Source organism: Oliverpabstia sp. (assembly GCF_022785585.1).
GTDB classification, from domain to species: Bacteria; Bacillota; Clostridia; order Lachnospirales; family Lachnospiraceae; genus Oliverpabstia; species Oliverpabstia intestinalis.
The window spans coordinates 19,688-45,420 of sequence record NZ_JALFPR010000092.1; the positions used below are offsets into that span (position 1 = coordinate 19,688).

Consider the following 25,733-nt stretch of genomic DNA (forward strand, 5'->3'; position numbering starts at 1 on the left):
TGCTGCGAAAGCTGCAGTCCGTTTTCGTGTATTTTTACACAGAACTGTCTGGAATACCGGGAAAGAGGATGTGAAACTGTCGATAACAGCTCTTTGTATAAGAATATGTGGTGAGAATACAGAAAATCGTCATTTTATGTGTTCCTTTGTCGAACGAAAAATGGGAAAACTCTGTTGTCATATCTTGAACCAAAAAAAGTTTTTTTTTATAATAGAATCAACATTTGGAACACAGTAATCTGTGGTAGGGCCCATAATTTCCAAAATACTAAGTAGATGGAGGAGTTAGTTAGAATGGAAAAATTAAACGTAGCCATAGCAGATGATAATGAACGAATGGTAGATCTTCTCAGTACACTGGTAAAAGGAGATAAAGAGTTGGAACTTGTCGGTCAGGCAGCCGACGGACAGGAAATATACAAAATTATAAAAGAGAAAGAGCCGGATGTGGTACTGCTGGATATTATCATGCCCAAGATGGATGGGATTACAGTTATGGAAAAGCTGAATGAAGATCCGTCTGTCAGAAAACGACCGGCTTTTATTATTATATCGGCAGTCGGCCAGGAACGGATCATCGAAGATGCTTTTCGGCTGGGTGCCTGTTACTATATTATGAAACCTTTTGATAACGACATGGTGCTAAACCGGATCAAACAGTTCCGCAAGTTTGGAAAAGGAATCCGCAGAGAGAACCGGGGAACGGGCAATTTGGGGAGAGCGGGAGAAATATCGGAAAAAAATCTGCAGATTGATGTTACCGATATTATTCATGAAATCGGTGTGCCGGCGCATATCAAAGGATACCAGTATCTGAGGGATGCGATCATGATGTCGGTGGAAGATATGGAGATGCTCAATTCTATTACCAAGATCCTGTATCCCACCATTGCCAAGAAACATCAGACTACACCGAGCCGTGTCGAACGAGCGATCCGTCATGCCATCGAGGTGGCATGGAGCCGCGGAAAGATGGATACGATCGATGCACTTTTTGGTTATACAGTAAGCAATGGAAAGGGAAAACCGACGAATTCTGAGTTTATAGCTTTGATTGCGGACAAAATCCGGCTGGAATATGAACATGGTACACTCCATTGATAGAATGAGATGAAAAATGCATAAAAAAACAGGCATAACCCCTTTTCTGTTTGGTAAAAATGCGATATAATATAAGGCAGATGTTTTTATTAGGAAAAACAGGAGGTTATTCGTATGAAAAAGATATTATATGTTGCATCGGAAGCAGTACCGTTTATCAAGACCGGAGGGCTTGCGGATGTTGTAGGTTCTTTACCTAAATGTTTTCCAAAAGAATATTTCGATGTAAGAGTTGTTATTCCAAAATACGCCTGTATGAAACAGGAATTTAAAGATCGGCTTCATTACATAACTAATTTTTATATGGATCTGAACTGGAGACAGCAGTACGTAGGAATCTTCGAGATGGAATATGAAGGGATCAAATTCTATTTTATCGATAATGAAGAACATTTCAGCGGGGACAAGCCATATTATGGTATGCCGGGAGATCTGGAAAAATTTGTATTTTTTTCCAAAGCAGCATTGTCGATTCTTCCGGTGATCAATTTCAGACCGGACATCATCCACTGTCACGACTGGCAGACCGGACTGATCCCGGTATATCTGAAAGAACGTTTCCAGGGAAGTGATTTCTACCGTGGTATCAAATCAGTTATGACTATCCACAACCTGAAATTCCAGGGAGTATGGGATATTAAGACTGTAAAAAGTATAACCGGTCTGTCTGATTACTTCTTCACACCGGACAAACTGGAGGCGAATAAAGATGCCAATTATCTGAAAGGCGGCCTGGTATATGCAGATGCCATCACGACTGTAAGTAACACTTATGCGGAAGAGATCAAAACACCATTCTATGGAGAAGGTCTGGATGGGCTGATGCAGGCGAGAAGCAACAGCCTGCGTGGTATCGTAAACGGAATCGATTATGCCGAATATAATCCGGAAACGGATGCCATGATCGCAATGAATTATAATGCAAAGACATTCCGAAAAGAAAAAGTGAAAAATAAGACAGCTCTTCAGGAAGAACTGGGACTGGAAGTGAATCCGAAGGCTATGATGCTTGGTGTGGTATCGCGCCTGACAGATCAGAAAGGTTTTGATCTGATTGCCTATATGATGGACGAACTGTGCCAGGATGCCATCCAGCTGGTGGTTCTCGGAACCGGAGAAGAAAAATATGAAAATATGTTCCGACATTTTGCTTGGAAGTATGACAAAAAGGTTTCAGCAAATATCTATTATTCAGAAGCAATGTCACATAAGATCTATGCGGCGGCAGATGCATTCCTGATGCCGTCTCTGTTTGAACCATGTGGTCTGAGCCAGCTGATGAGCCTTCGTTATGGCACCGTGCCGATCGTAAGAGAGACCGGTGGTCTGAAAGATACTGTACAGCCGTACAATGAGTTTGAAGGAACCGGAACCGGATTCAGTTTTAAAAACTATAATGCCCATGAGATGTTAAATACGATCCGCTACGCTGAACGGGTATACTATGACCGCAAACGCGAATGGAACAAGATCGTCGATCGTGGCATGGCACAGGATTATTCCTGGAACAATTCTGCAAAGCAGTATGAAGAGATGTACACCTGGCTGGCAGGTTATTAGAATTTATCGGGATACTCTGACACAGGCAGAGAAAATGTGAAAACATCCGATATCCCGGAACAAAAGAAAAATACGATACAGGAAACACCGGCGGAAGCTCCGCCGGTGAAATATCCTGTTTTCATAACTGTTTAGTACCTTCACAGTTACGAGCCAAAACGCATTTAAAATCAACTTCAGTGATGGGAGTTTGGCAAAAAACATGCCAAAACGCCTCGCGGGATACTACCTGCTTTCTTACTTTAGAGGAAACTTGTTACCATGCAAAGGTAAAACGATCCGCAAGGACGTGGCAGGACACATTCCCGATCTTTTTTATTCATCCGGCAGATCGCCGAAATTCTCAGAAAATTTTTAAAAACAAAAATAGCAGTTGACAACAAAACTAATTTGTAATAGTATGTAAACAGTGAAACGAACATAAGTTCGCATGCGAAAAAAGGAGATATTATGGCAAAAGAAGATAAATTAAAAGCCCTTGATGCGGCTTTGGGACAGATTGAAAAACAGTTTGGAAAAGGATCTGTAATGAAACTGGGAGATTCCGGTAAGAACATGAATGTGCAGACTGTACCTACCGGATCTCTGAGTCTGGACATTGCACTTGGACTTGGTGGCGTTCCGCGGGGACGAATCATCGAGATCTACGGACCGGAGTCCAGTGGTAAGACAACAGTAGCGTTACATATGGTAGCAGAGGTACAGAAACGTGGCGGGATTGCCGGATTTGTGGATGCAGAGCATGCACTGGATCCGGCTTATGCAAAAAATATCGGAGTAGATATTGATGAACTGTATATCTCACAGCCGGATAACGGTGAGCAGGCTCTGGAGATCACTGAGACAATGGTGCGTTCCGGTGCGATGGATATTATCATTGTGGACTCTGTAGCAGCTCTGGTGCCAAAGGCTGAGATCGAGGGCGATATGGGAGATTCTCATATGGGTCTGCAGGCACGACTGATGTCTCAGGCACTGAGAAAACTGACTGGTGTGGTAAGCAAGTCTAACTGTATTGTAATCTTTATCAATCAGTTGCGTGAAAAAATCGGTGTGATGTTTGGTAATCCGGAGACAACTACCGGTGGACGTGCGCTGAAGTTCTACGCATCTGTACGTATGGATGTGAGAAGAACAGAAACTATCAAACAGGGTGGAGAGGTGATCGGTAACCGTACCCGTGTGAAAGTCGTAAAGAACAAAGTGGCGCCTCCGTTTAAAGAGGCAGAATTTGATATAATGTTCGGAAAAGGAATTTCCAAAGAAAGTGATATTCTGGATCTGGCTGTAAATCTGGGAATTATCCAGAAAAGTGGTGCATGGTTTGCCTACAATGATGGCAAGATCGGTCAGGGAAGAGAGAATGCAAAGATATTCCTGAGAGAGAATCCGGAGATTGCGGAAGAAATCGAACGTCAGGTAAGAGCCCATTACGGACTTGGAGAAGATGGTCCACAGGATGCAGAAAAAGATGTGGATAAAGCAAAGGATGTTCTGACAGATGCATCAGATGATGAAGTATGAGAATCGTAGAGATTGTCCCTGTAACAAAAACAAAGTATCGTGTTGTGACAGATGAACAGCTCGCCTTTATGTTATATAAGGGCGAGCTTTCCCGTTATCGATTGAAAGAAAATGGTGAACTATCAGCAGAAATTTTCCAGGAAATCTTCAAGGAAATTCTGGTGAAAAGGGCAAAATTAAGGGCGATGCATCTGTTGACACGGATGGATTACACGGAAGCAGAACTGGAAAAGAAACTAATGAAGGGTGAATATACACCACAGGCGGTAAAAATTGCCATGGATTATGTGCGTTCGTACCATTATCTGGATGATGAACGGTACGTAGCGAGATATCTGTCTGCCTATCAGGGCAGGAAAAGCAGACGCCAGATGCAGTTTGAACTGGAACGAAAGGGGATTCCGCGGGAGATGATTCAACGAAGACAGGAAGCACTGGACGACGAAGAAGGATGTGTGGACGAAACTGACATGATTCGTCAGCTTCTGGAAAAACGATGTAAACATCCGAAAGAGGCAGATGAAAAAGAAAAAAGACGACATTATGGTTATTTATTGAGAAAAGGCTTTTCTTCTTCAGAGATTCAGTCGGTGTTCCGGGAATATTTTTCACAGAGGGAATAAGAGGTGTAACTGTGCCCTTCGCTCACAAAAAGCACCTTGTGGGATATTATCAGTGAGCAGTAATATGAACGGTAACTATATCTACAAAAAACAGGTAATCCGTTGACAAATTTGTGAAATCATTATAGAATTATACTGTTGTAAACGTACAATGAAAACTAAATAAGGAGGTGCTCCTATGGCAAACGGAATCAATATATTAATTCCAATTATTGCTGTAGTCATTGCGCTGGTAATAGCGGTTCCTGTGGCTTGTAAGCTTGCCGTTGCCAAGAAAGTAAAGCAGGATGCAGAAAAGATTGGCACTGCGGAAGAAAAAGCAAGAAACATCATAGATGAAGCCCTGAAAACGGCGGAAACTAAGAAACGCGAAGCTCTTCTGGAAGCCAAAGAAGAATCTCTGAAAACCAAGAATGAACTGGAAAAAGAGACCAGAGAGAGACGCAGCGAGCTGCAAAAGTATGAAAAGCGTGTGCTGGCAAAAGAAGAATCTGTGGATCGTAAGGCGGATGCGATGGAAAGACGGGAAGCAGAGTATTCAGCAAAAGAGACAGAGTTAAAGAAGAAAGAGAAAAAGGTTGACGAATTACATGACCAGGGAGTACAGGAACTTGAGAGAATCTCAGGACTGACCTCCGAACAGGCAAAGGATTATCTTTTAAAATCTGTTGAAGATGAAGTGAAAATTGATACTGCAAAACTTTACAAAGAACTGGAAAGCAAAGCAAAAGAAGATGCTGCAAAGAAAGCAAAAGAATATGTGGTAACAGCCATTCAGAAATGTGCGGTTGACCATGTGGCAGAATCTACCATCTCCGTTGTACAGCTTCCAAGCGATGAGATGAAAGGAAGAATCATCGGTCGTGAAGGAAGAAATATCCGTACACTGGAAACACTGACCGGTGTAGATCTGATCATTGACGATACACCAGAGGCTGTTGTTTTATCAGGATTTGATCCAATCCGCCGTGAAGTGGCAAGAATTGCTCTTGAAAAACTGATTGTGGATGGTCGTATTCATCCGGCTCGTATTGAAGAAATGGTGGAGAAAGCACAGAAAGAAGTAGAAACCATGATTCGGGAAGAGGGGGAGAACGCTGCTCTGGAAGTAGGTGTTCACGGTATCCATCCGGAACTGATTCGTCTTCTTGGACGTATGAAATTCCGTTCCAGTTATGGACAGAACGCATTAAAGCATTCTATCGAAGTTGCACAGCTGTCAGGCCTTCTGGCGGCAGAAGTCGGTACGGACATCCGTCTGGCAAAACGTGCCGGCTTATTACATGATATAGGAAAATCCATCGATCATGAAGTGGAAGGATCCCATATTCAGATCGGTGTTGACTTATGTAGAAAGTATAAAGAATCCCCAATTGTCATCAATGCAGTAGAAGCTCACCACGGTGATGTAGAGCCGGAATCATTGATTGCCGGAATTGTACAGGCTGCAGATGCAATCTCAGCTGCCCGCCCGGGTGCGAGAAGAGAGACATTGGAAACATATACCAACAGATTGAAACAGTTAGAAGATATTACAAACTCCTTCAAGGGAGTAGACAAATCCTATGCGATTCAGGCAGGCCGCGAGGTTCGAATTATGGTATTGCCAGATCATGTCAACGATTCTGACATGGTATTGCTGGCAAGAGATATTTCCAAGCAGATTGAAGCTGAACTAGAATATCCTGGACAGATCAAAGTCAGTGTAATCCGTGAAAGTCGTGTTGTAGATTACGCAAAATAATTTTTGTGGCATCCGGCCGACGAGAAAAGTCAACAACACCCCGGTGTAAAACGAAAGTTTTAGACCGGGGATTTTTTAGTACGGACAACAAATCTCTGGTACAGTTATTTGAAGACAATGTACCAGGTGAGAAACGGAACAATAATTACCAGATGAGGAATAAAAAATGAAGAAAACGATAGTGCGGGAGTATCAGCTCCCATCATCCTGTATCAAAGGAAAACAGGAACTGACGATTGCTTTTCTGACGGACCTTCATGATCAGGTTATGGGTGAGGATGGGGAGAGGATTTTTCATCTTCTCAAGGAACAGGAGCCGGATCTGGTGTTGGTTGGTGGTGATGTGATAGTGGGTAAAAAAGGATGTGACACGTCGAAAGCGTTTGCATTTCTGAAAAGATTGTCTGATAATTATCCGGTATTTTATGCCAGTGGGAATCATGAACAACGTATTTCAGAACATCCGGAGATTTACGGGGAGATCGGGAAAAACTATGAGACAGCGTTGAAAGAGCTGTCGCTGATACGGTTGCGTAATCAAAAAGTGCAGCTGAAAAAAAAGGGAATACCGATCACTGTCTATGGCCTTGAACCGGAGGAGCAGTTTTATGATAAGGGATTTCGAAAGGATGGTATGGTAAAAGAGCTGAAGAAGCACTTTGGAACTCCGGATACGGATCGGCTGACGATTCTTCTGGCACATAATCCACGCTATAAAAAAGAGTATCTTTCCTGGGGAGCATCGATGACATTTTCCGGGCATTATCACGGAGGAGTTATGATGCTTGGGAAAAAGCGGGGAGCAATCGCACCTGATTTTCGGATCTTTCCGGGTGAATGCGGAGGGATGCATCAGAAAAACGGATGTGCAGTTATTGTCAGTGCAGGTCTGGGAGAACATACGATCCCGGTAAGAATCCATAACCCCAGAGAACTGACTATCGTTCGAATCTCTGCTTTACAAAATGAGAAAATGCCTGTAAAATAAAAATTCAGGTATAGAGTGAGAAGAAAAAAGAGGAAGAAACATGGGAATACCGGTAAAACTGGAAGCATTTGAGGGTCCATTGGATCTGCTTTTGCATCTCATCGAAAAGAATAAGATCGATATATATGATATCCCGATCGTGGAGATCACAGAACAGTATATGGAATATATCCGGCAGATGCAGGAAGAAAACCTGAATATCATGAGTGAGTTTATGGTCATGGCAGCAACTCTTCTGGATATCAAGTGTAAAATGCTTCTTCCCAAAGAAGTAACTGAAGAAGGAGAAGAAAAGGATCCCCGTGAAGAACTGGTGCAGCAGCTGCTGGAATATAAGATGTTTAAATATATGTCCTATGAGTTAAGAGATCGTATGGCAGATGCTTCCCGCTGTGTATATCGGGCGGAGAGTATGCCAAAAGAAGTACTGGATTATCAGCCACCGGTGGATATCCGGGAACTGATCGGAGATCTGACACTGGCCAAGCTTCAGAATATCTTCAATTCTATCATTAAACGTCAGGAAAACAAGGTAGATCCGATTCGAACCAAATTTGGAAAGATTGAGAAAGAAGAAGTCAGTCTGGAAGACAAAATGAGTGATCTGGAATTATATGCCGGAACACATCATTATTTTTCTTTCCGTGGGCTTCTGGAACGACAGTCCGGTAAGATCCAGGTGATCGTTACTTTTCTTGCTATCCTGGAATTGATGAAAACCGGCGTGATTACCATAGAGCAGGAACATTTATTTGATGATATTCAGATTACATCTTTAATATACGAGGAGCAGCAGGCAGATGGAGAAACTGGAAGCAGCGATTGAGGCGATTTTATTTTCCGCAGGCGATTCGGTGGAAACCGGAAGAATCGCGAAAGCAATCGGACAGGATAAAACTACAACGGAAAAAATTATCCGGAATATGATGCTGAAATATAATGCCAGAGACCGTGGAATCAAGATCCTGGAGTTGGATGGAGCATTTCAGCTGTGTACCAAACAGGAGTATTATGAATATCTGGTGGAGATTGCATTGCAGCCAAAGAAAGCAGTACTGACGGATGTAATGCTGGAGACACTTTCAATTATCGCATATAAACAACCGGTAACGAAACAGGAAATTGAAAAAATCCGTGGTGTAAAATGTGACCATGCGATCAATAAGCTGGTGGAATATAATCTGGTTCAGGAACTTGGACGACTGGATGCCCCGGGACGTCCTATTCTTTTTGGGACAACGGAAGAATTTTTGAGGAATTTTGGAGTACAGTCGACAGAGGATCTGCCAACGATCAGTCCGGTGAAAATGGAAGATTTTAAGGCAGAGGCGGAAGAAGAGATTCAGCTGCAGCTGGATCTGTAATAAAGAGAAAAACCGGTTCTAAAAGAAAGAAAAATGCATATAGTATCTTTGGAAAACTGTGATAAAAAACGGGAGGATACTATATGGGAAAAATAAAGCTGGGATTGTTGCTACTGCTTATGACGCTGGTGGGAACACCGATGACAGGATATGGCATGCAGCTGAGTGAATCAGAACTTTATGCGCGTTCGGCATGTCTGATGGATGCAGACTCCGGGCGTGTTTTGTATTCTAAAAACAGTGAACAGAAACTTCCGATGGCAAGTACTACAAAGATTATGACCTGTATTCTTGCACTGGAAGACGGACGGATGGATGATCTGGTTACAGTATCTGCCTACGCAGCGAGTCAGCCGAAAGTACATATGGGTGCAAAAACAGGAGAACAGTTTTACCTGCAGGATCTTTTGTATGCGCTGATGCTGAATTCAGATAATGATGCTGCTGTAATGATTGCAGAGCAGGTGGGTGGATCAGTAGAAGGATTTGCAGAAAAAATGAATCTGAAAGCAAGAGAACTCGGCTGCGATGATACATATTTTATTACACCGAACGGTCTGGATGCCGAGAATAAAAATGGGATCCACAGTACAACGGCAAAAGATCTGGCAAGAATTCTTCGATACTGCATCATGGAGTCTCCGAAAAAAGCGGAATTTCTTGCAATTACGCAGATGCCTGCCTATACATTCTGGAATTATAGTAAGACGCAGATTTATCAATGCACCAATCATAATGCGTTTCTTGGAATGATGGATGGAGCATTGACGGGAAAAACCGGATTTACAGGAAATGCAGGATATTGTTATGTGGGTGCTTTACAATGGGAGGGAAAAACTCTGATTGTATCGCTGCTTGCATGCGGATGGCCGAATAACCGTGGATATAAGTGGGAAGATACCAGAAAACTCATGACATATGGGCTGACCAATTATGAATATCGGGATGTGTTTGAACAGAAAGAGCTTGGTCGGATCGCAGTGCTGAATGGCCGGCAACAGGGGACGACCATCGATGAAGTGGCAACGACCAGTCTGGAATACGGATCCGATGTAGAACAGATGCATCTGTCTTTGCTGTTACGGAAAGATGAACAAATCACAGTTCACTATCAATTGCCGCCACAGCTGGAAGCTCCGGTCCGAAAGGGACAACAGATTGGAGTGGCGCAGTATTTTCTTGGCAAGGAGCTGCTGCAGGAATATCCGATATATGCAGGTGAACAGGTGGATGTGAGAGATTATTACTGGTGTCTGGAACAGATAGGGGCAGCTTACTGTGCCTGACAGGAAGGAAAAATATGAGAAAAATAATGGAAGAACTGGAAGACTGTCCGGTGATTGCGGCAGTAAAAGACGAGAAAGGACTGGAAGAGTGCCTGAATATGGATGTAGGTATGGTATTTGTTCTATATGGAACGGTATGTACGATCGGTGAGATCGTAAAAAGGATCAAAGATCAGGGAAAAATCGCTGTGGTACATATTGATCTGATTCAGGGATTAAGCGGAAAAGATGCAGCAGTGGAATTTTTGAAGACATATACCCGTGCCGATGGTATCATTACCACGAAACCAGCTCTTATAAAGTGTGCAAAAGAACTGGGGATGTTCACTGTGCTTCGTTTTTTTGTAATTGATTCCATGGCATATGATAATATTCAGAAACAGACAGCAGGGTATCGTCCGGATGTGATCGAGATTCTTCCTGGGCTGATGCCGCGAGTAATCGAAAAAATAAAAAAGAGTGTAAGATGTCAGGTGATCGCTGGTGGACTCATCAGCGAAAAAGAAGATATTGTGGCTGCACTGAAGGCCGGTGCCGTAGCAATTTCCACCACAGACAAAAATGTATGGAAAATGTAAGAAGATAGACAGTTTTTGCCTGTTGTGTTTTCGGAAAGTTCGTTATATAATTTTTCCATACGAGAGAATGCTGTAAGAAGAGAAAACAGCAACACAGATTATGGAGGAAACAGTATGTTTTGTAAATATTGTGGAAACCGTCTGGAGGACGGGGATCGTTTCTGTGGGGCATGTGGACATCTGGTAGAAGAGAAACCGATGCAGGAGACTGCAAATGAGGATTCTTATAAAAAACAGGAAGAGAAAGTGCCCCGCATCAAAAAGAAAAAGCCGGAACCTGAATATGATAATCGTATGACAGAAGGAATGGGATATGGTTATCAGATGGAGCAACATCAGGAAGACGATGATGACGAGGATGAGGAAGAGTGGGAAAGAGAAGAAAAAAAAGAGAAGATCACTTTTGCTATTCTTGGAATTATTATCGTTGTTCTGGTGGTAGCTATCGTATTTGGTGTTGTAAAGCTGGTAGGTGCAGGAAGCGGAGATACGAAAAAAGTGCCGCAGCTGAATGAACAGATGAAAGAAGATATGCAGAAGATTCAGGACAGAGATGAAAAAGATACAGAAGAGAGTGAGGATGCGTCAGTTGCGGATGAAACAGTGAAAGAACCGGAGACGGTAACCCCCGAAGTGACAGCCACACCGGAGCCAACCCAGGAAACATCACCGGCGCAGGAAGCAGAAACGACTGCAGCACCGACACAGCAGGTCACGCCGGAACCGACTCAGGAAGCTGCGGTTCAGGAACAGCATAAGGAAGCGGAAGTCAATGATGCAGAAACTGCAAGTGACACCGAAAACAGCGATTACGTGATACCGGACAGCAGTACCCGTTATCTTACCAACACAGATCTGACCGGTCTTTCCGAATGGCAGATCCGTATCGCAAGAAACGAGATTTATGCCCGTCACGGAAGAATTTTCAAGTCGGATGATCTGGCAGATTATTTTGCATCCAAAAGCTGGTATACGCCAAGTGTATCAGCAGATCAGTTTGATAATTCATATCTGAATGCAATTGAAATTGAAAATCTGAAACTGATCACAGCTTATGAGAAAGCACATAATCTGAATCAGTAACAGAAATAAAAACAGGAAACTCCTGAAACAGAAACACACGGTGTGTGGTCATCTGTTTCAGGAGTTTTTTCTTTTATTGTCAGAAAAAAATATAAAAAAACTATAAAAACTCTTGCATCCTGCAAAATAAGTGATATTATTAGTTGGTCGACGAAACATTAGCTGACTAACTAATAAGAAAGGAAGAAATCGAATGAGTGAAAAAGAACATTCCGTAGATTTTCTGATGATAAAATTGCTCCATGTGTATGCGACAAAGATATTTCATCAGCTTTCACATGTGAATCTGCACCCGGGGCAGATGCCGATGCTGGATATTCTTTATCGGCAGGAGGGACTCAGCCAGAGAGAAATCTGCAGCCGTCTGTGTATCAAACCGTCTACGGTGACGGTGTCCCTGCAGCGAATGGAAAAAGCAGCTCTGATTTACCGGGTGGCTGATGCGAAGGATAAGCGGATCCAGAGAATCTACCTGACGGATTCCGGAAAAGAAATTCACCGGGAAGTGGAAAAGATCCGAAAAGAAGTGGGTAGTGTGATGCTTCAGGGAATGACTCCGGAAGAGGTAGATCATCTGAAAAAACAGATCCTTCAGATGCATGAGAATATGGAAAAAATGCCGGGAAGTACTGAGATTAAGGATTACCTGTAACTGTGAATATAGCGAACAGTTATGGATATTTTAAAGAAGGAGAAGAATAGGTATGTTACGAATGTTTAGGGAACTGAAAGGTTCTTATCGTTATATCGTACTAATTTTTGCACTGCTGTTCGGACAGGCATTCTGTGATCTGGCGTTGCCATCGTACACTTCGGATATTATCAATGTGGGTGTACAGCAGGGTGGTATTCCCGACAGTGTGCCGGATCAGATCCGGGAAAGCTCCATGGATCAGCTGTTTTTATTCATGGACAGTGATCAGCAGCAAGAGGTCAAAGAATATTATACGTTGAAAGATGGGGTATATACCCATAAAAAACTGAAAGAAGAAGAAAGAGATTCTCTGAATACTATATTCGGAAAGTCGATGCTGGCAGTAAGCAGTCTGCAGCAGCCAGGTACACAGAATACTCTGGCAGAGAAGATGCAGCTTCCGAACGGTGCGGATGTGCCGGAGGCAATCGCACAGCTTCCGGATGAGGCGAGAAGGCAGATAATGGAACAAATGACAGAAAAACTGGATGGTATGCCGGAATCTGTCGTAACCCAGGGAGCCATCCGGTATCTGAAAAATGAGTATCAGGAAATGGGCGAAGATCTGGACAAGATTCAGATGCAGTATGTGCTGTGGTCCGGAATTAAGATGTTGCTTCTGGCAGCACTGATCATGATCGCTTCTGTCTGTGTAACGTTCTTTTCCAGCAGGATCGCGGCGAAACTTGGTCATGATCTGAGAAATAAGGTGTATAGAAAGGTATTATCTTTTTCAAGTCAGGAGATGGATAACTTTTCCACTGCATCTTTGATCACCAGAAGTACAAATGATATCCAGCAGGTACAGATGGTATATACCATGTTGTTTCGTATCGTTTTATATGCGCCGATCCTTGGTATTGGCGGTGTTCTGAAAGTGTTGCACACAGATGCATCAATGACATGGATCCTGGGCATCGCAGTAGCAGCGATTCTGATTCTGGTAGCAGTCCTCTTCGGAGTTGCTATGCCGAAGTTTAAAAAGCTGCAGGATCTGATCGACCGTCTGAACCTGGTCAGCCGTGAGATCCTGACCGGTATCCCGGTGATCCGTGCGTTCAGCCGGGAAAAACATGAAGAAGAACGGTTCGAAGAAGCAAATCAGAGACTGACGAAGACCAACCTGTTTGTCAATCGTACGATGACTTTTATGATGCCGCTGATGATGCTGATCATGAACGGGATCAGTGTACTGATTATTTATACCGGTGCACACAGTATCGATGCCGGTAATATGCAGGTGGGTGATATGATGGCATTTATCCAGTATGCGATGCAGATTATCATGTCGTTCCTGATGATCACGATGATGTCTATTATGCTGCCCCGTGCAGGTGTGGCTGCCAATCGTATCCTGGAAGTTCTGGATACACCACTTTCTATTGAAGATCCTGAAAACTGTGTAAAACCGGAAGAAAAGGAGAAAGGAACGGTAGTCTTCGATCATGTAAGCTTTGCTTATCCGGGAGCGGAAGAAGAAGTGCTGTCCGATATTACCTTTGAAGCAAGGAAAGGAGAAACCGTTGCCTTTATCGGAAGTACCGGAAGTGGTAAAAGTACTCTGGTGAATCTGATTCCGCGTTTCTTTGATGTGACCAAAGGAAGTGTCCGGGTGGACGGCGTGGATATCCGGCAGATGAAACTGGGAGATCTGCGGGAACGGATCGGTTACGTACCGCAAAAAGGTGTGCTGTTTTCCGGCACCATCGATTCTAATCTTCGTTATGGAAGAGAGAATGCGACCAGAGAAGAACTGGAGAAGGCAGCAGCCATTGCTCAGGCAACAGAGTTTATCGAGCAGAAAGAAGAAGGTATGGAAAGCCCGATCGCACAGGGAGGAAGCAATGTGTCCGGTGGTCAGAAACAGAGGCTGTCGATTGCAAGAGCCATTGCAAAACAGCCGGAAATCTATATTTTTGATGACAGTTTTTCTGCGTTGGACTTTAAGACAGATGCGGCACTTCGAAAAGCATTAAAAGAAGAAACCGAAGAAGCCACAACCCTGATCGTTGCACAGCGTATCAGCACGATTCTTCATGCTGACCGGATTCTGGTACTGGATGAGGGTAAAGTTGTCGGTATGGGAACACACAAAGAACTTCTGCAGTCCTGCGAGGTATATCAGCAGATTGCACGTTCACAGCTGTCACAGGAGGAACTGGATTATGAGTGAAAATAGCAGACGTCCCTCCCGAGAACCTATGGGACGGGGAAGAATGAGCGGAGAAAAGGCAAAAGATTTCTCCGGAGCAGTAAAAAAATTGCTGCGTTATATGAGCAAATATAAGATTCGTCTGATTGGCATGATGATTTTCGCCATTGTCGGTACGGTATTTAATATTGTGGGACCAAAGATTCTTGGTAAAGCGACCACGGAGCTGTTTAACGGTCTGGTGGCAAAGGTCAACGGAACAGGAGGGATTGATTTTGATAAAATCGGAAAGATTCTGTTGTGGACACTGGGCCTGTATCTGTGCAGTGCAGCCTTTTCCTTTGTGCAGGGATTTATCATGACGGGAATCTCCAACGATGTCAGTTATTCTCTGCGGAAAGATATTTCCGGAAAAATGAACAGACTGCCGATGAAATATTATGAAAGCCGGACATATGGAGAGGTGCTCTCCAGAATTACCAACGATGTGGATACCCTGCAGCAGGGGTTGAATCAGAGTATTACACAGCTGATTACTTCCGTTACAACGTTGATTGGTGTATTTATCATGATGCTTAGCATTAATGTATGGATGACTTTATGTGCACTGCTGATTCTGCCCTGCTCGATGTTTATTATCAGCAAGGTGATGAAACGGTCACAAAAATACTTCCGGCAGCAACAGAAATATCTGGGTGATGTGAATGGGCAGGTGGAAGAAGTATATGCCGGACAAAATATTGTAAAAGCGTTTAATAAGGAAGATGCTGTGATGGCCACTTTCGAGGAGACGAATAAAAAGTTATATGAATCCGGCTGGAAATCACAGTTTTTCTCCGGCATGATGATGCCGATTATGCAGTTTGTAGGTAATATCGGATACGTAATGGTAGCTCTTCTCGGTGGCTTTATGACTATCAAAGGAGCTATTGAAGTCGGTGATATTCAGTCTTTCTTCCAGTACATCCGAAACTTTACCCAGCCGGTACAGCAGATCGCACAGGTTACCAACATGATGCAGTCCGCAGCCGCAGCTTCCGAGCGTGTCTTTGAATTCCTGGAAGAAGAGGAAGAAGAACAGACGGTGGAACATCCGGTGACACTGGAAAATGGTGTGGAAGGACACGTAACCTTTGAACATGTAAGCTTTGGCTACCGGCCTGATCAGATCATTATCAAAGATTTTTCTGAACAGGTACAGCCGGGACAGAAAATCGCCATCGTTGGACCGACCGGTGCCGGAAAAACCACGCTGGTGAAACTGCTGATGCGTTTCTATGATGTCAACAGTGGAAGGATACTGATCGACGGACACGATATCAGGGAATTTGACCGGAGAAATCTGAGAGAGTGTTTCGGTATGGTGCTGCAGGACACCTGGCTGTTTAACGGTACGATCATGGAAAACATTCGTTACGGAAGACTGGATGCCACCGATGAAGAAGTGATCGCAGCGGCGAAAGCAGCACACGCACACCGGTTTATCCAGACACTGCCGGAAGGATACAACACCGTGTTAAATGAAGAAGCCAGCAATGTATCACAGGGACAAAAGCAGCTTCTGACGATCGCGAGAGCGATTCTTGCAGATAACCGGCTGCTGATCCTTGATGAAGCAACTTCTTCGGTAGATACCAGAACCGAAGAGAGGATTCAGAAAGCAATGGATAACCTGATGAAAGGACGAACCAGTTTTGTGATCGCTCACCGGTTATCGACAATTAAAGATGCAGATGTGATTCTTGTGATGAAAGACGGAGATATAATAGAACAGGGAAATCATGAAGAACTCTTGGCAATGAACGGATTTTATGCTAATCTATATAATAGTCAGTTTGAGAAGGTAGGATAAAATCTATGAGTACAGACTGACCATGAGGTTTTCAGCAGAAAATCACAGGTAAGAAAAAAAGGGGATGTTGCGATGACACAAAGAACATCCCTTTCTTTATGCATTGTTAAGGAGGAAATCAATGAGAAATCTTTTAGTAGCACAGTCCGGAGGACCCACATCAGCAATCAATGCGACGATCGCAGGAGTGATCATGGAAGCGCATGCATCCGATCAGGTTGATACGATCTACGGTGCGGTAAACGGCATCAAAGGTGTTCTGGAAGAACGGTTTGTTAATCTGAGCGAGAAAGTACCCGGTGAGGATGAACTGGAGATTCTTTGTCAGACACCGGCAGCAGCATTGGGTTCCTGCAGGGTAAAACTGAAAAATCCGGCGGAAGACGACAGCCAGTTTCAGGAAATCATCCGGATTTTCCGCAAACATGAAATTATGTATTTTATTTATGCAGGTGGAAATGATTCCATGGATACAGTAGATAAACTGGCGGCATACTGTAAAGAATACAAAATTGAAGATATTCATGTTATGGGAGCACCGAAGACCATCGATAACGATCTGGTGGGAACGGATCACTGCCCGGGATTTGGTTCTGCAGCAAAATATATAGCAACTACATTTTCAGAACTTGAAAGAGACTGTCATGTATACGATACCAAGGCTGTTACCATCGTGGAAGTAATGGGAAGAAATGCAGGATGGCTGACAGCAGCATCTGCACTGGCAAGAAATAACGGTGCAGCGGGTCCGAGCCTGATTTATCTTTGTGAGCCGGCTTTTTCAGTGGAAAGTTTTCTTGACGATGTGAAGAAAAAACTGGAACAGCAGGACAGCGTACTGGTAGCGATCAGTGAAGGAATCAAGGATAAAAATGGTGTTTATATCTCCGAGCAGGTACAAAGCGGGGCCGTGGATAATTTTGGACACAGTTATATCGCAGGAAGTGCCCGGGTATTGGAAGACATTGTGAGAAGAGAGATTGGCTGCAAAGTAAGATCCATCGAACTGAATCTGATGCAGCGATGCGCCTCCCATATTGCGAGTAAAACAGATATCCAGGAGTCGAAGATGCTAGGTATGACAGCCTGCCGCTGTGCGTTGCAGGGAAAAAGCGGACTGATGGCTTCGGTGGAGAGACTCGGCAGTCATCCATATCAGGTACGCTATACTGCAGTTCCGGTCTGTGAAGTGTCTAACCAGGAGAAAAAAGTTCCGGACGATTATATTAATGAGGCAGGAAATGATGTGACAGAAAAGATGATGGAATATTTAAAACCGTTGATCCATGGTGAGACAGAAATAATCTACGAAAACGGAATTCCGAAACATTTGTACCTTTATTAAGTTTTTCTGAAAGCTTTTGTCAAAAAGTTATTGAAAAAAAAAACAAAAAATAGTAAAATTATAATCGGCTGAAATTTTGTTTTCACTTAAATTTTTTATAAAAATGGAGGGCTGAAGTATGAGCAATACAGCACAAAGCGCAGCAAGCACAAGGATAGCCTCTTTGCTTGATGCAAACAGTTTTGTTGAAATCGGTGGACAGATTACTGCAAGAAGTACAGATTTCAACTTATCTGCAAAAGAAACCCCGTCAGATGGTGTTATCACCGGATATGGTGTGATCGACGGCAGTCTGGTGTATGTATACAGCCAGGATGCTACCGTACTGAACGGAACTGTTGGTGAGATGCATGCAAAGAAAATTGCAAGACTGTATGATTTCGCAATGAAGACAGGTGCACCTGTGATCGGTCTGATCGATTGCGCAGGTATGCGTCTGCAGGAAGCAACCGATGCACTGAACGGTTTCGGTGAGATCTACATGCAGCAGACAAAAGCAAGCGGTGTGATTCCACAGATCACAGGTATCTTCGGAACCTGTGGAGGCGGAATGGCTATGATTCCGGCACTGACCGACTTTACTCTGATGGAAGAGAAAAAAGCAAAATTATTTGTCAATTCTCCAAACGCCATCAAAGGAAATGAAATCTCCAAATGTGACACTTCCACAGCTGCATATCAGGCAAAAGAAGCAGGTCTGGTAGATTTCAAAGGAAGCGAAGAAGATGTCCTGGCACAGATCCGTGCGCTGGTAACTATGCTTCCTGCAAACAACGAAGATGATATGTCTTATGAAGAATGCACAGATGATCTGAACAGAGTATGCAAAGATCTGGCAAACTGTGCAGGAGATACGTCTATCGCACTGTCCCAGATCAGCGATAACAACGTATTCTTTGAAGTAAAAGCAGACTATGCAAAAGATATGGTTTGTGGATTTATCAAGCTGAACGGTTCCACTGTAGGTGCTGTTGCAAACAGAACAGAGATCTATGATGAAGAAGGTAACCTGACAGAGTCCATGGATGCAGTATTATCTGCAAGAGGAGCGAGAAAAGCAGCAGATTTTGTAAAATTCTGTGATGCTTTCAACATTCCTGTTCTGACACTGACAAACGTTACCGGATTCAAAGCAACAAAATGCTCTGAGGCAAACATGGCAAAAGCAGTTGCAGAACTGACTTATACATTCGCAGATGCTACTGTACCGAAAGTAAACGTGATCGTAGGAAAAGCTTACGGAAGCGCTTACCTGGCTATGAACAGCAAATCTATCGGAGCAGATATGGTTTATGCATGGCCAAACGCTGAGATCGGAATGATGGATGCAAAACTGGCAGCAAAGATCATGTACGCAGATTCTGATGCAGCTACGATCAATGAGAAAGCTGCTGAATATGCAACCCTGCAGTCCAGCGTGGAATCCGCAGCAAGAAGAGGATATGTAGATACTATTATCGAAGCTGAGGATACAAGAAAATATGTGATCGGTGCTTTCGAGATGCTTTATACAAAGAGAGAGGATCGTCCAAGCAAAAAACACGGAACAGTATAATGAGGTGAGCATAAATGAAGCAGAGATGGAAAAAAATTGCCAGTCTGATGCTGGTTACAATCTGTGCATTTTCTCTGACTGCCTGCGGTAAAAAAGAAGAAACAGCTGCTTATCAGCAGATTACCGATGATATGGTAACAAACTGTGCAGAGGTATCTCAGAGTGCAGTAGAATCTCTTGCAGGTTTCGATGATGAAACTCTGAATCAGATGACTGCAAACAGAGACACATTTACCAGACTTGCAGTATCAGCATGGATGGACCAGGAAAACGAACTTGGTAAATATGAGGAAATGGGAACCCCGACAACAGATATTGACCGTGAAGAAGGACAGGTAACTGTTGATATTCCGGCAAAATTTGACAAAGGTGATGCAGAAATCAAAGTTGTATTCAACTACAGCAGTGATTATGACCAGATGGTTCCTGCTTATATGACTATTTCCGAAGTTGAAACTACCGGAATGAAATTAAGCGGTGCCGCTGTCAATACCATTATGGGTGTCGGCTGCGTATTCGTGGTTCTGATCTTCCTGATCTTTGTTATTTCCTTATTCAAATATATTGGAAAAATCGGACAGAAAGAAACAGCACCAAAAGCAGCACCTGCACCGGCAGCACCTGTTGCAGCACCTGTAGAGGAAGACCTGACAGATGATCTGGAACTGGTAGCAGTTATTTCCGCAGCAATCGCTGCATCTGAGAACACATCCACAGACAGCTTTGTGGTTCGTTCCATTAAAAAAGTAAACAGAAGTAAATGGCAGAGAGCCTGAGCATAGGAGGAATATCACATGAAAAACTATACTATTACTGTTAATGGCAATGTATACAATGTAACTGTTGAAGAAGGACAGACAAGCGGTGCACCTGCAGCAGCTCCTGTTGCAGCTCCGAAGGCAGCACCTGCAGCAGCTCCGAAGGCAGCAGCACCTGCAGCTTCCGCTGGTTCTGTAAAAGTCACAGCCGGAGCAGCCGGAAAAGTATTTAAAGTAGAAGCAAGCGTTGGACAGGCTGTAAAAGCCGGTGATCCAGTGATCATCCTGGAAGCAATGAAGATGGAAATCCCGGTTGTTGCTCCGCAGGACGGAACCGTTGCAAGCATTGACGTTGCTGTTGGTGATGCAGTTGAAGCTGGTGCTACTCTGGCATCCTTAAACTAAGACTGAATTTGCAGACAATGTAAATTCCCAAACAGCGACGACTTGCTGAATTCAACAACGGGAGGTTAAAAACATGAGTATAATGAATACATTGTCAAACTTATGGGAACAGACTGCGTTCATGAACCTGGATTGGGGCAACTATGTTATGATCCTGGTTGCGCTGGTATTCCTGTATCTGGCAATCAAACACGGATTTGAGCCACTGCTGCTGGTGCCGATCGCATTCGGTATGCTGCTGGTTAACATCTATCCGGATATTATGGCAGATCCTTACGTAGATGCTATGGGTATCGAACATGCCGGTGGTCTTCTGCATTACTTCTTCATCCTGGATGAGTGGAGTATCCTACCGTCCCTGATCTTCATGGGCGTTGGTGCGATGACAGACTTTGGTCCGCTGATCGCCAACCCGAAGAGTTTTATTCTTGGTGCTGCAGCACAGCTGGGTATCTACAGCGCGTACTTCCTGGCTATTTTCCTGGGATTCAACGGAAAAGCAGCAGCAGCAATCTCTATCATTGGTGGAGCTGATGGTCCGACCTCTATCTTCCTGGCAGGTAAACTGGGCCAGACAGAACTGATGGGACCGATCGCCGTGGCAGCATATTCTTATATGTCCCTGGTTCCGATCATTCAGCCGCCAATCATGAAACTTCTGACAACTGAAAAAGAAAGAAAGATCAAGATGGAACAGCTTCGTCCGGTATCCAAACTGGAGAAGATCTTATTCCCGATCGTTATCACAATCGTAGTTTGTATGATCCTTCCTACAACTGCTCCTCTGGTAGGTATGCTGATGCTTGGTAACCTGTTCAAAGAGAGTGGTGTTGTAAAACAGCTGACAGAGACAGCTTCCAACGCGCTGATGTACATCGTAGTTATCCTGCTGGGTACTTCCGTAGGTGCATCTACAAGCGCAGAAGCATTCCTGAACGTAGATACTCTGAAGATCGTTCTTCTGGGTCTGGTTGCATTCTGTGTTGGTACAGCCGGTGGTGTTCTCTTTGGTAAGATCATGTGCAAATTGTCCGGTGGAAAGATCAATCCTCTGATCGGATCTGCCGGTGTATCTGCCGTTCCTATGGCAGCCCGTGTATCCCAGAAAGTCGGTGCAGAAGCAGATCCGACCAATTTCCTTCTGATGCATGCTATGGGACCTAACGTAGCAGGTGTTATCGGTACCGCAGTAGCGGCCGGAACTTTCATGGCTGTATTCGGAGTATAATACGGTAATACAAAAGCCACAGATCCCGATGCGGGCTGCCATGTCCGCAGTCGGGTATAATAGAAAGAAAGGATAAGACTATGACAGATATTGCTAAAAAACCAATTAAAATTACTGAAACAATTCTGCGTGATGCACATCAGTCTCTGATTGCAACAAGAATGACAACAGAGCAGATGCTGCCGATCGTAGATACTATGGATAAAGTAGGTTATCATTCTGTAGAGTGCTGGGGCGGTGCAACATTTGATGCTTCCCTGCGTTTCCTGAAGGAAGATCCATGGGAAAGACTTCGTAAATTCCGTGACGGATTCAAAAACACAAAACTGCAGATGCTGTTCCGTGGACAGAACATCCTGGGATATCGTCCATATGCAGATGATGTAGTAGAATATTTTGTACAGAAATCTATCGCAAACGGTATTGATATCATCCGTATCTTTGACTGTCTGAATGATATGAGAAACCTGCAGACAGCAGTAAAAGCAGCAAACAAAGAAAAAGGTCATGCACAGGTTGCACTGTCTTACACACTGGGTGATGCTTATACTCTGGAATACTGGACAAGCATTGCAAAAGAGATCGAAGAGATGGGTGCGGATTCTATCTGTATCAAAGATATGGCTGGTCTGCTGCTTCCTTATAAAGCAACAGAACTGGTAAAAGCTTTGAAAGAGACTGTTAAGATCCCGATTCAGCTGCATACACATTATACTTCCGGTGTGGCTTCCATGACTTATATGAAAGCTGTTGAGGCTGGTGTTGATGTGATCGATACTGCAATCTCTCCATTTGCGCTGGGTACTTCTCAGCCGGCTACAGAGGTTATGGTAGAAACCTTCAAGGGTACTCCATATGATTCAGGTCTGGATCAGAAACTTCTGGCTGAAATCGCTGACTACTTCCGCCCGATCCGTGACGAGGCTCTGGACAGCGGTCTGCTGAATCCGAAGAACCTGGGTGTTAATATCAAAACTCTGCTGTATCAGGTACCGGGTGGTATGCTGTCTAACCTGACATCTCAGCTGAAAGAACAGAATGCAGAAGATAAGTTCTACGATGTTCTGGAAGAAGTTCCGAGAGTAAGAAAAGACCTGGGTGAGCCGCCTCTGGTTACTCCGTCTTCTCAGATTGTTGGTACACAGGCTGTATTTAACGTGCTGATGGGCGAAAGATACAAAATGGTTACAAAAGAGACTAAGGCTGTTCTTTCCGGTGAATATGGAAAGACTGTTAAACCGTTCAATAAAGAGGTTCAGAAGAAATGTATCGGCGATAAAGAACCGATTACCTGCCGTCCTGCAGATCTGATCCCGGACGAACTGGATACTCTGCGTGGCGAGATGGCTCAGTGGTCTGAGCAGGACGAGGACGTTCTGTCTTACGCTCTGTTCCCACAGGTTGCTACTGACTTCTTTAAATATAGAGAGGCTCAGCAGACTAAGGTTGATGCTACTGTAGCGGATAGTAAGAATGGGGCTTATCCGGTTTAAGATTGGGTAGGATTCCTTTTTAGAAAAATAGAAGAAAGTCTCACAAGATTTTTGAGTTTATCAGAGGTCTTGTGGGGCTTCTTTTTTTGTATTGGCAAAGGGGACGCCAGGACACGGGACTCCAAGGTCGGCAAACGTGGGCAGGGCAACTTTAAGCTAGCCGCTAACTTCGGCTATCGTTCACGAGGGCCGGCTGACCCTCGCGAAAGCCTGCGTAAGCGTCGGATCTTAAAGCTTGCCCTAAACGCCCACAAAGTGTTTGCCGACCTTGGAGTCCCGTGTCCTAGCTGTGTTTTGGCAGACACTAGAAAAGAAGAGCCGGGACTCTTGAAAAAGTGGGAGAAAAGATGGTAAGATAGTGCTGTTATGATTTTAGGATTGATGAGGAGTTTTGAATGAATATTATTAATATTGAGCATATCAGTAAGATTTTTGGTGAGAAGGTTATTTTTGAGGATGCTTCGTTTGGGATTCAGCAGGGGGATAAGATTGGTATTGTGGGGATTAATGGTACCGGCAAGTCTACAGTGTTGCGGATGATCGCAGGGGAGGAGGAACCGGATCAGGGACAGATTATTCGGCAGAATGGATTGAAGATTGCTTATCTGCCACAGAGTCCGCATTTTCCGAAGGGGGCTACGGTGGCTTCGTATGTGCTAAGCGGGAATGGAGATAAGGACTGGTTGGTGCAGAGTAATATGACGAAGCTTGGAATCGAAGTGTCGGAGCAGGAGGTGGAGAATCTCTCGGGAGGACAGAGGAGAAAGCTTGCGCTGGCGAAGGTGCTGGCGGGGGATTTTGATGTGTTACTGTTGGACGAGCCTACAAACCACCTGGATGAAGGGATGATCAACTGGCTGGAAGAATATCTGAAAGGATATAAAGGAGTGCTGGTGATGGTTACGCATGACCGGTATTTTCTGGATAAAGTGTCTAATCGGATTCTGGAGATCAGCCGAGGGAATATGTATGGGTATGATTCCAATTACTCTCGGTTCCTGGAGTTAAAGGCGGAGAGAGAAGAGATGGAACTTGCCAGTGAGCGGAAGCGTCAGAGCATCCTTCGGATGGAACTGGAATGGGCGAAACGCGGATGCCGTGCCAGAAGCACGAAACAGAGAGCAAGACTGGATCGACTGGAAGCCTTAAAACAGGGAAAAACACCAATCAGTGATGCGGTTGTGGAGATGGATTCTGTAGAAACCCGGATGGGTAAGAAGACAATTGAGTTGTATAATGTGACCAAACGATATGGTGATCAGTTGCTTTTGAAGGATTTTACATATACTGTTCTTCGAAATCAGCGTCTCGGAATCGTCGGTCCGAATGGTTGTGGAAAATCTACCCTGTTAAAGATTATGGCAGGACTTGAACAGCCGGATGAAGGTCATGTGGAAGTAGGAGAGACGATCAAGATCGGATACCTGGCACAGGAAGAACTGCCAATCAAAGACAGTAATCAACGAGTGATCGATTATGTGAAAGAGATAGGAGAGTATGTGCAGACAAGAGACGGCAGAATCAGTGCGTCGCAGATGCTGGAGCGGTTCCTGTTCACGCCTGATATGCAGTACACTCCGATTTCCAAACTCTCCGGTGGAGAAAAGCGGCGGCTGTATCTGCTGTCCGTGCTGGTCAGCGGGGCAAATGTACTGATTCTTGATGAGCCGTCGAATGATGTGGATATCCCGACGGTTACGATTCTGGAAGATTATCTGAATGCATTTTCCGGTATTGTAATCACGGTTTCTCATGACAGGTATTTTCTGGATAATATAGTGGATCGCATCTTTGAATTTGACGGAAACGGAACACTGCGTCAGTACGAGGGCGGTTATACGGACTATCGGGAAGCGAAAGAGCGAAGATTCGGAGAGACGGGAGCGATATCCAGTGTGCCGGGTGGAGAAAAAGAGAAGAAAGAAAGATCTACCGGAAAGGACTGGAAGCAGAACCGACCGACCAAATTGAAGTTTACTTATAAAGAACAGAGAGAGTATGAGACCATAGACGATGATATAGCAGTGTTAGAGGAGAAAATCGAAAAGCTGAACGACGATATGGTAAAAAATGCGACGAATTCCGGAAAACTGGCAGAAATTATGCGGGAAAAAGAAGCTGCGGAAGCACAACTGGAAGAAAAAATGGATCGCTGGGTGTATCTCAACGATCTGGCGGAACAGATTGAAGCGCAGAAAAGTGGAAACTACTTTTCTGTAAAGTAACAAAGAATGTGCCTTGACACGCTCTAGAGCGTGTCTGAAAAATCATTTCCGCAATCTGCAAGCCCCACTTTGCGGTATATTTTACCCTCATTCGGTTGCCGTAGCCCGCTACGCCGCCCTCATTCGGATAAAATCTCCCACAAATTGGGACTCGCAACTCACGAAAAGTCTTTTT

General features: G+C 44.2%; 22 protein-coding genes and 1 pseudogene. 22 read left to right on the plus strand and 1 reads right to left on the minus strand.

Annotated features, from left to right (window positions below; genetic code table 11):
* Window positions 1-294: 294 nt before the first annotated feature.
* From spo0A to MSA64_RS06570, 21 genes are all read left to right on the plus strand, one after another.
* Complete coding sequence (spo0A, locus tag MSA64_RS06470; protein WP_117523473.1) at window positions 295-1,101, plus strand: sporulation transcription factor Spo0A; 807 nt, start codon at window positions 295-297, stop codon at window positions 1,099-1,101.
* Window positions 1,102-1,215: 114 nt separating this feature from the next.
* A complete protein-coding gene (glgA, locus tag MSA64_RS06475; RefSeq protein ID WP_154431949.1) occupies window positions 1,216-2,661 on the plus strand; it encodes a glycogen synthase GlgA in 1,446 nt (481 codons plus the stop codon).
* Between the two features lie 450 nt (window positions 2,662-3,111).
* The gene (recA, locus tag MSA64_RS06480; protein ID WP_022172201.1) at window positions 3,112-4,185 is read left to right on the plus strand and encodes a recombinase RecA; all 1,074 of its coding nucleotides are present in this window, start codon (window positions 3,112-3,114) and stop codon (window positions 4,183-4,185) included.
* Window positions 4,182-4,808 carry a regulatory protein RecX gene (locus tag MSA64_RS06485; protein WP_287891046.1) on the plus strand — a complete coding sequence of 209 codons (627 nt, stop codon included), beginning with the start codon at window positions 4,182-4,184 and terminating at the stop codon, window positions 4,806-4,808. The genes recA and MSA64_RS06485 overlap by 4 nt, the downstream gene beginning before the upstream one ends.
* A 178-nt stretch (window positions 4,809-4,986) precedes the next feature.
* Window positions 4,987-6,552, plus strand: coding sequence for a ribonuclease Y (rny, locus tag MSA64_RS06490; protein WP_154431946.1), 1,566 nt, complete (start codon window positions 4,987-4,989; stop codon window positions 6,550-6,552).
* 166 nt (window positions 6,553-6,718) lie between these two features.
* Window positions 6,719-7,540: a metallophosphoesterase gene (locus MSA64_RS06495; RefSeq protein WP_154431944.1), complete on the plus strand. Its 822-nt coding sequence runs from the start codon at window positions 6,719-6,721 to the stop codon at window positions 7,538-7,540.
* A gap of 40 nt (window positions 7,541-7,580) precedes the next feature.
* Window positions 7,581-8,366 carry a segregation and condensation protein A gene (locus tag MSA64_RS06500; protein ID WP_287891048.1) on the plus strand — a complete coding sequence of 262 codons (786 nt, stop codon included), beginning with the start codon at window positions 7,581-7,583 and terminating at the stop codon, window positions 8,364-8,366.
* Window positions 8,341-8,904, plus strand: coding sequence for an SMC-Scp complex subunit ScpB (gene scpB, locus MSA64_RS06505; protein ID WP_022172196.1), 564 nt, complete (start codon window positions 8,341-8,343; stop codon window positions 8,902-8,904). The genes MSA64_RS06500 and scpB overlap by 26 nt, the downstream gene beginning before the upstream one ends.
* Before the next feature lie 83 nt (window positions 8,905-8,987).
* Window positions 8,988-10,190, plus strand: coding sequence for a D-alanyl-D-alanine carboxypeptidase family protein (locus MSA64_RS06510; protein ID WP_287891049.1), 1,203 nt, complete (start codon window positions 8,988-8,990; stop codon window positions 10,188-10,190).
* A gap of 14 nt (window positions 10,191-10,204) precedes the next feature.
* Complete coding sequence (locus MSA64_RS06515) at window positions 10,205-10,768, plus strand: glycerol-3-phosphate responsive antiterminator (RefSeq protein ID WP_154431939.1); 564 nt, start codon at window positions 10,205-10,207, stop codon at window positions 10,766-10,768.
* A gap of 114 nt (window positions 10,769-10,882) precedes the next feature.
* Complete coding sequence (locus MSA64_RS06520) at window positions 10,883-11,851, plus strand: YARHG domain-containing protein (protein ID WP_277663316.1); 969 nt, start codon at window positions 10,883-10,885, stop codon at window positions 11,849-11,851.
* A 193-nt stretch (window positions 11,852-12,044) separates the two neighbouring features.
* Complete coding sequence (locus MSA64_RS06525; protein ID WP_154431935.1) at window positions 12,045-12,503, plus strand: MarR family winged helix-turn-helix transcriptional regulator; 459 nt, start codon at window positions 12,045-12,047, stop codon at window positions 12,501-12,503.
* Between the two features lie 52 nt (window positions 12,504-12,555).
* On the plus strand, window positions 12,556-14,718 hold the full coding sequence (locus MSA64_RS06530) for an ABC transporter ATP-binding protein (protein WP_287891052.1): 2,163 nt from the start codon (window positions 12,556-12,558) through the stop codon (window positions 14,716-14,718).
* Window positions 14,711-16,549, plus strand: a complete 1,839-nt coding sequence (locus MSA64_RS06535) for an ABC transporter ATP-binding protein (RefSeq protein WP_154431931.1) — start codon at window positions 14,711-14,713, stop codon at window positions 16,547-16,549. Before MSA64_RS06530 ends, MSA64_RS06535 begins: the two co-directional genes overlap by 8 nt.
* Before the next feature lie 121 nt (window positions 16,550-16,670).
* Window positions 16,671-17,894 carry a 6-phosphofructokinase gene (locus MSA64_RS06540; protein WP_154431929.1) on the plus strand — a complete coding sequence of 408 codons (1,224 nt, stop codon included), beginning with the start codon at window positions 16,671-16,673 and terminating at the stop codon, window positions 17,892-17,894.
* 118 nt (window positions 17,895-18,012) lie between these two features.
* Window positions 18,013-19,449 (plus strand): acyl-CoA carboxylase subunit beta, encoded by a 1,437-nt coding sequence (locus MSA64_RS06545; protein ID WP_287891054.1) that lies wholly within the window; start codon window positions 18,013-18,015, stop codon window positions 19,447-19,449.
* 14 nt (window positions 19,450-19,463) lie between these two features.
* The gene (locus MSA64_RS06550; RefSeq protein ID WP_287891056.1) at window positions 19,464-20,225 is read left to right on the plus strand and encodes an OadG family protein; all 762 of its coding nucleotides are present in this window, start codon (window positions 19,464-19,466) and stop codon (window positions 20,223-20,225) included.
* Between the two features lie 18 nt (window positions 20,226-20,243).
* A complete protein-coding gene (locus MSA64_RS06555) occupies window positions 20,244-20,612 on the plus strand; it encodes a biotin/lipoyl-containing protein (protein ID WP_106492287.1) in 369 nt (122 codons plus the stop codon).
* Window positions 20,613-20,685: 73 nt separating this feature from the next.
* Window positions 20,686-21,840 carry a sodium ion-translocating decarboxylase subunit beta gene (locus tag MSA64_RS06560; RefSeq protein WP_117523449.1) on the plus strand — a complete coding sequence of 385 codons (1,155 nt, stop codon included), beginning with the start codon at window positions 20,686-20,688 and terminating at the stop codon, window positions 21,838-21,840.
* 80 nt (window positions 21,841-21,920) lie between these two features.
* Window positions 21,921-23,333, plus strand: a complete 1,413-nt coding sequence (locus MSA64_RS06565; RefSeq protein WP_154431925.1) for an oxaloacetate decarboxylase subunit alpha — start codon at window positions 21,921-21,923, stop codon at window positions 23,331-23,333.
* A 395-nt stretch (window positions 23,334-23,728) separates the two neighbouring features.
* Entirely contained in the window at window positions 23,729-25,558 is a 1,830-nt protein-coding gene (locus tag MSA64_RS06570; RefSeq protein WP_287891059.1) for an ABC-F family ATP-binding cassette domain-containing protein, read from the plus strand.
* Here the strand turns inward: MSA64_RS06570 and MSA64_RS12005 are convergent.
* Window positions 25,497-25,673 (minus strand): annotated as a pseudogene (locus MSA64_RS12005) (DUF6783 domain-containing protein); the annotation flags it as partial. The gene MSA64_RS06570 and the pseudogene MSA64_RS12005 overlap by 62 nt on opposite strands.
* On the opposite strand from MSA64_RS12005, the gene MSA64_RS12010 reads away from it, so the two are divergent.
* Window positions 25,635-25,733, plus strand: a 99-nt coding sequence (locus tag MSA64_RS12010; protein WP_334302750.1) for a DUF6783 domain-containing protein, incomplete at its 3' end; no start/stop codon positions are given. The pseudogene MSA64_RS12005 and the gene MSA64_RS12010 overlap by 39 nt on opposite strands.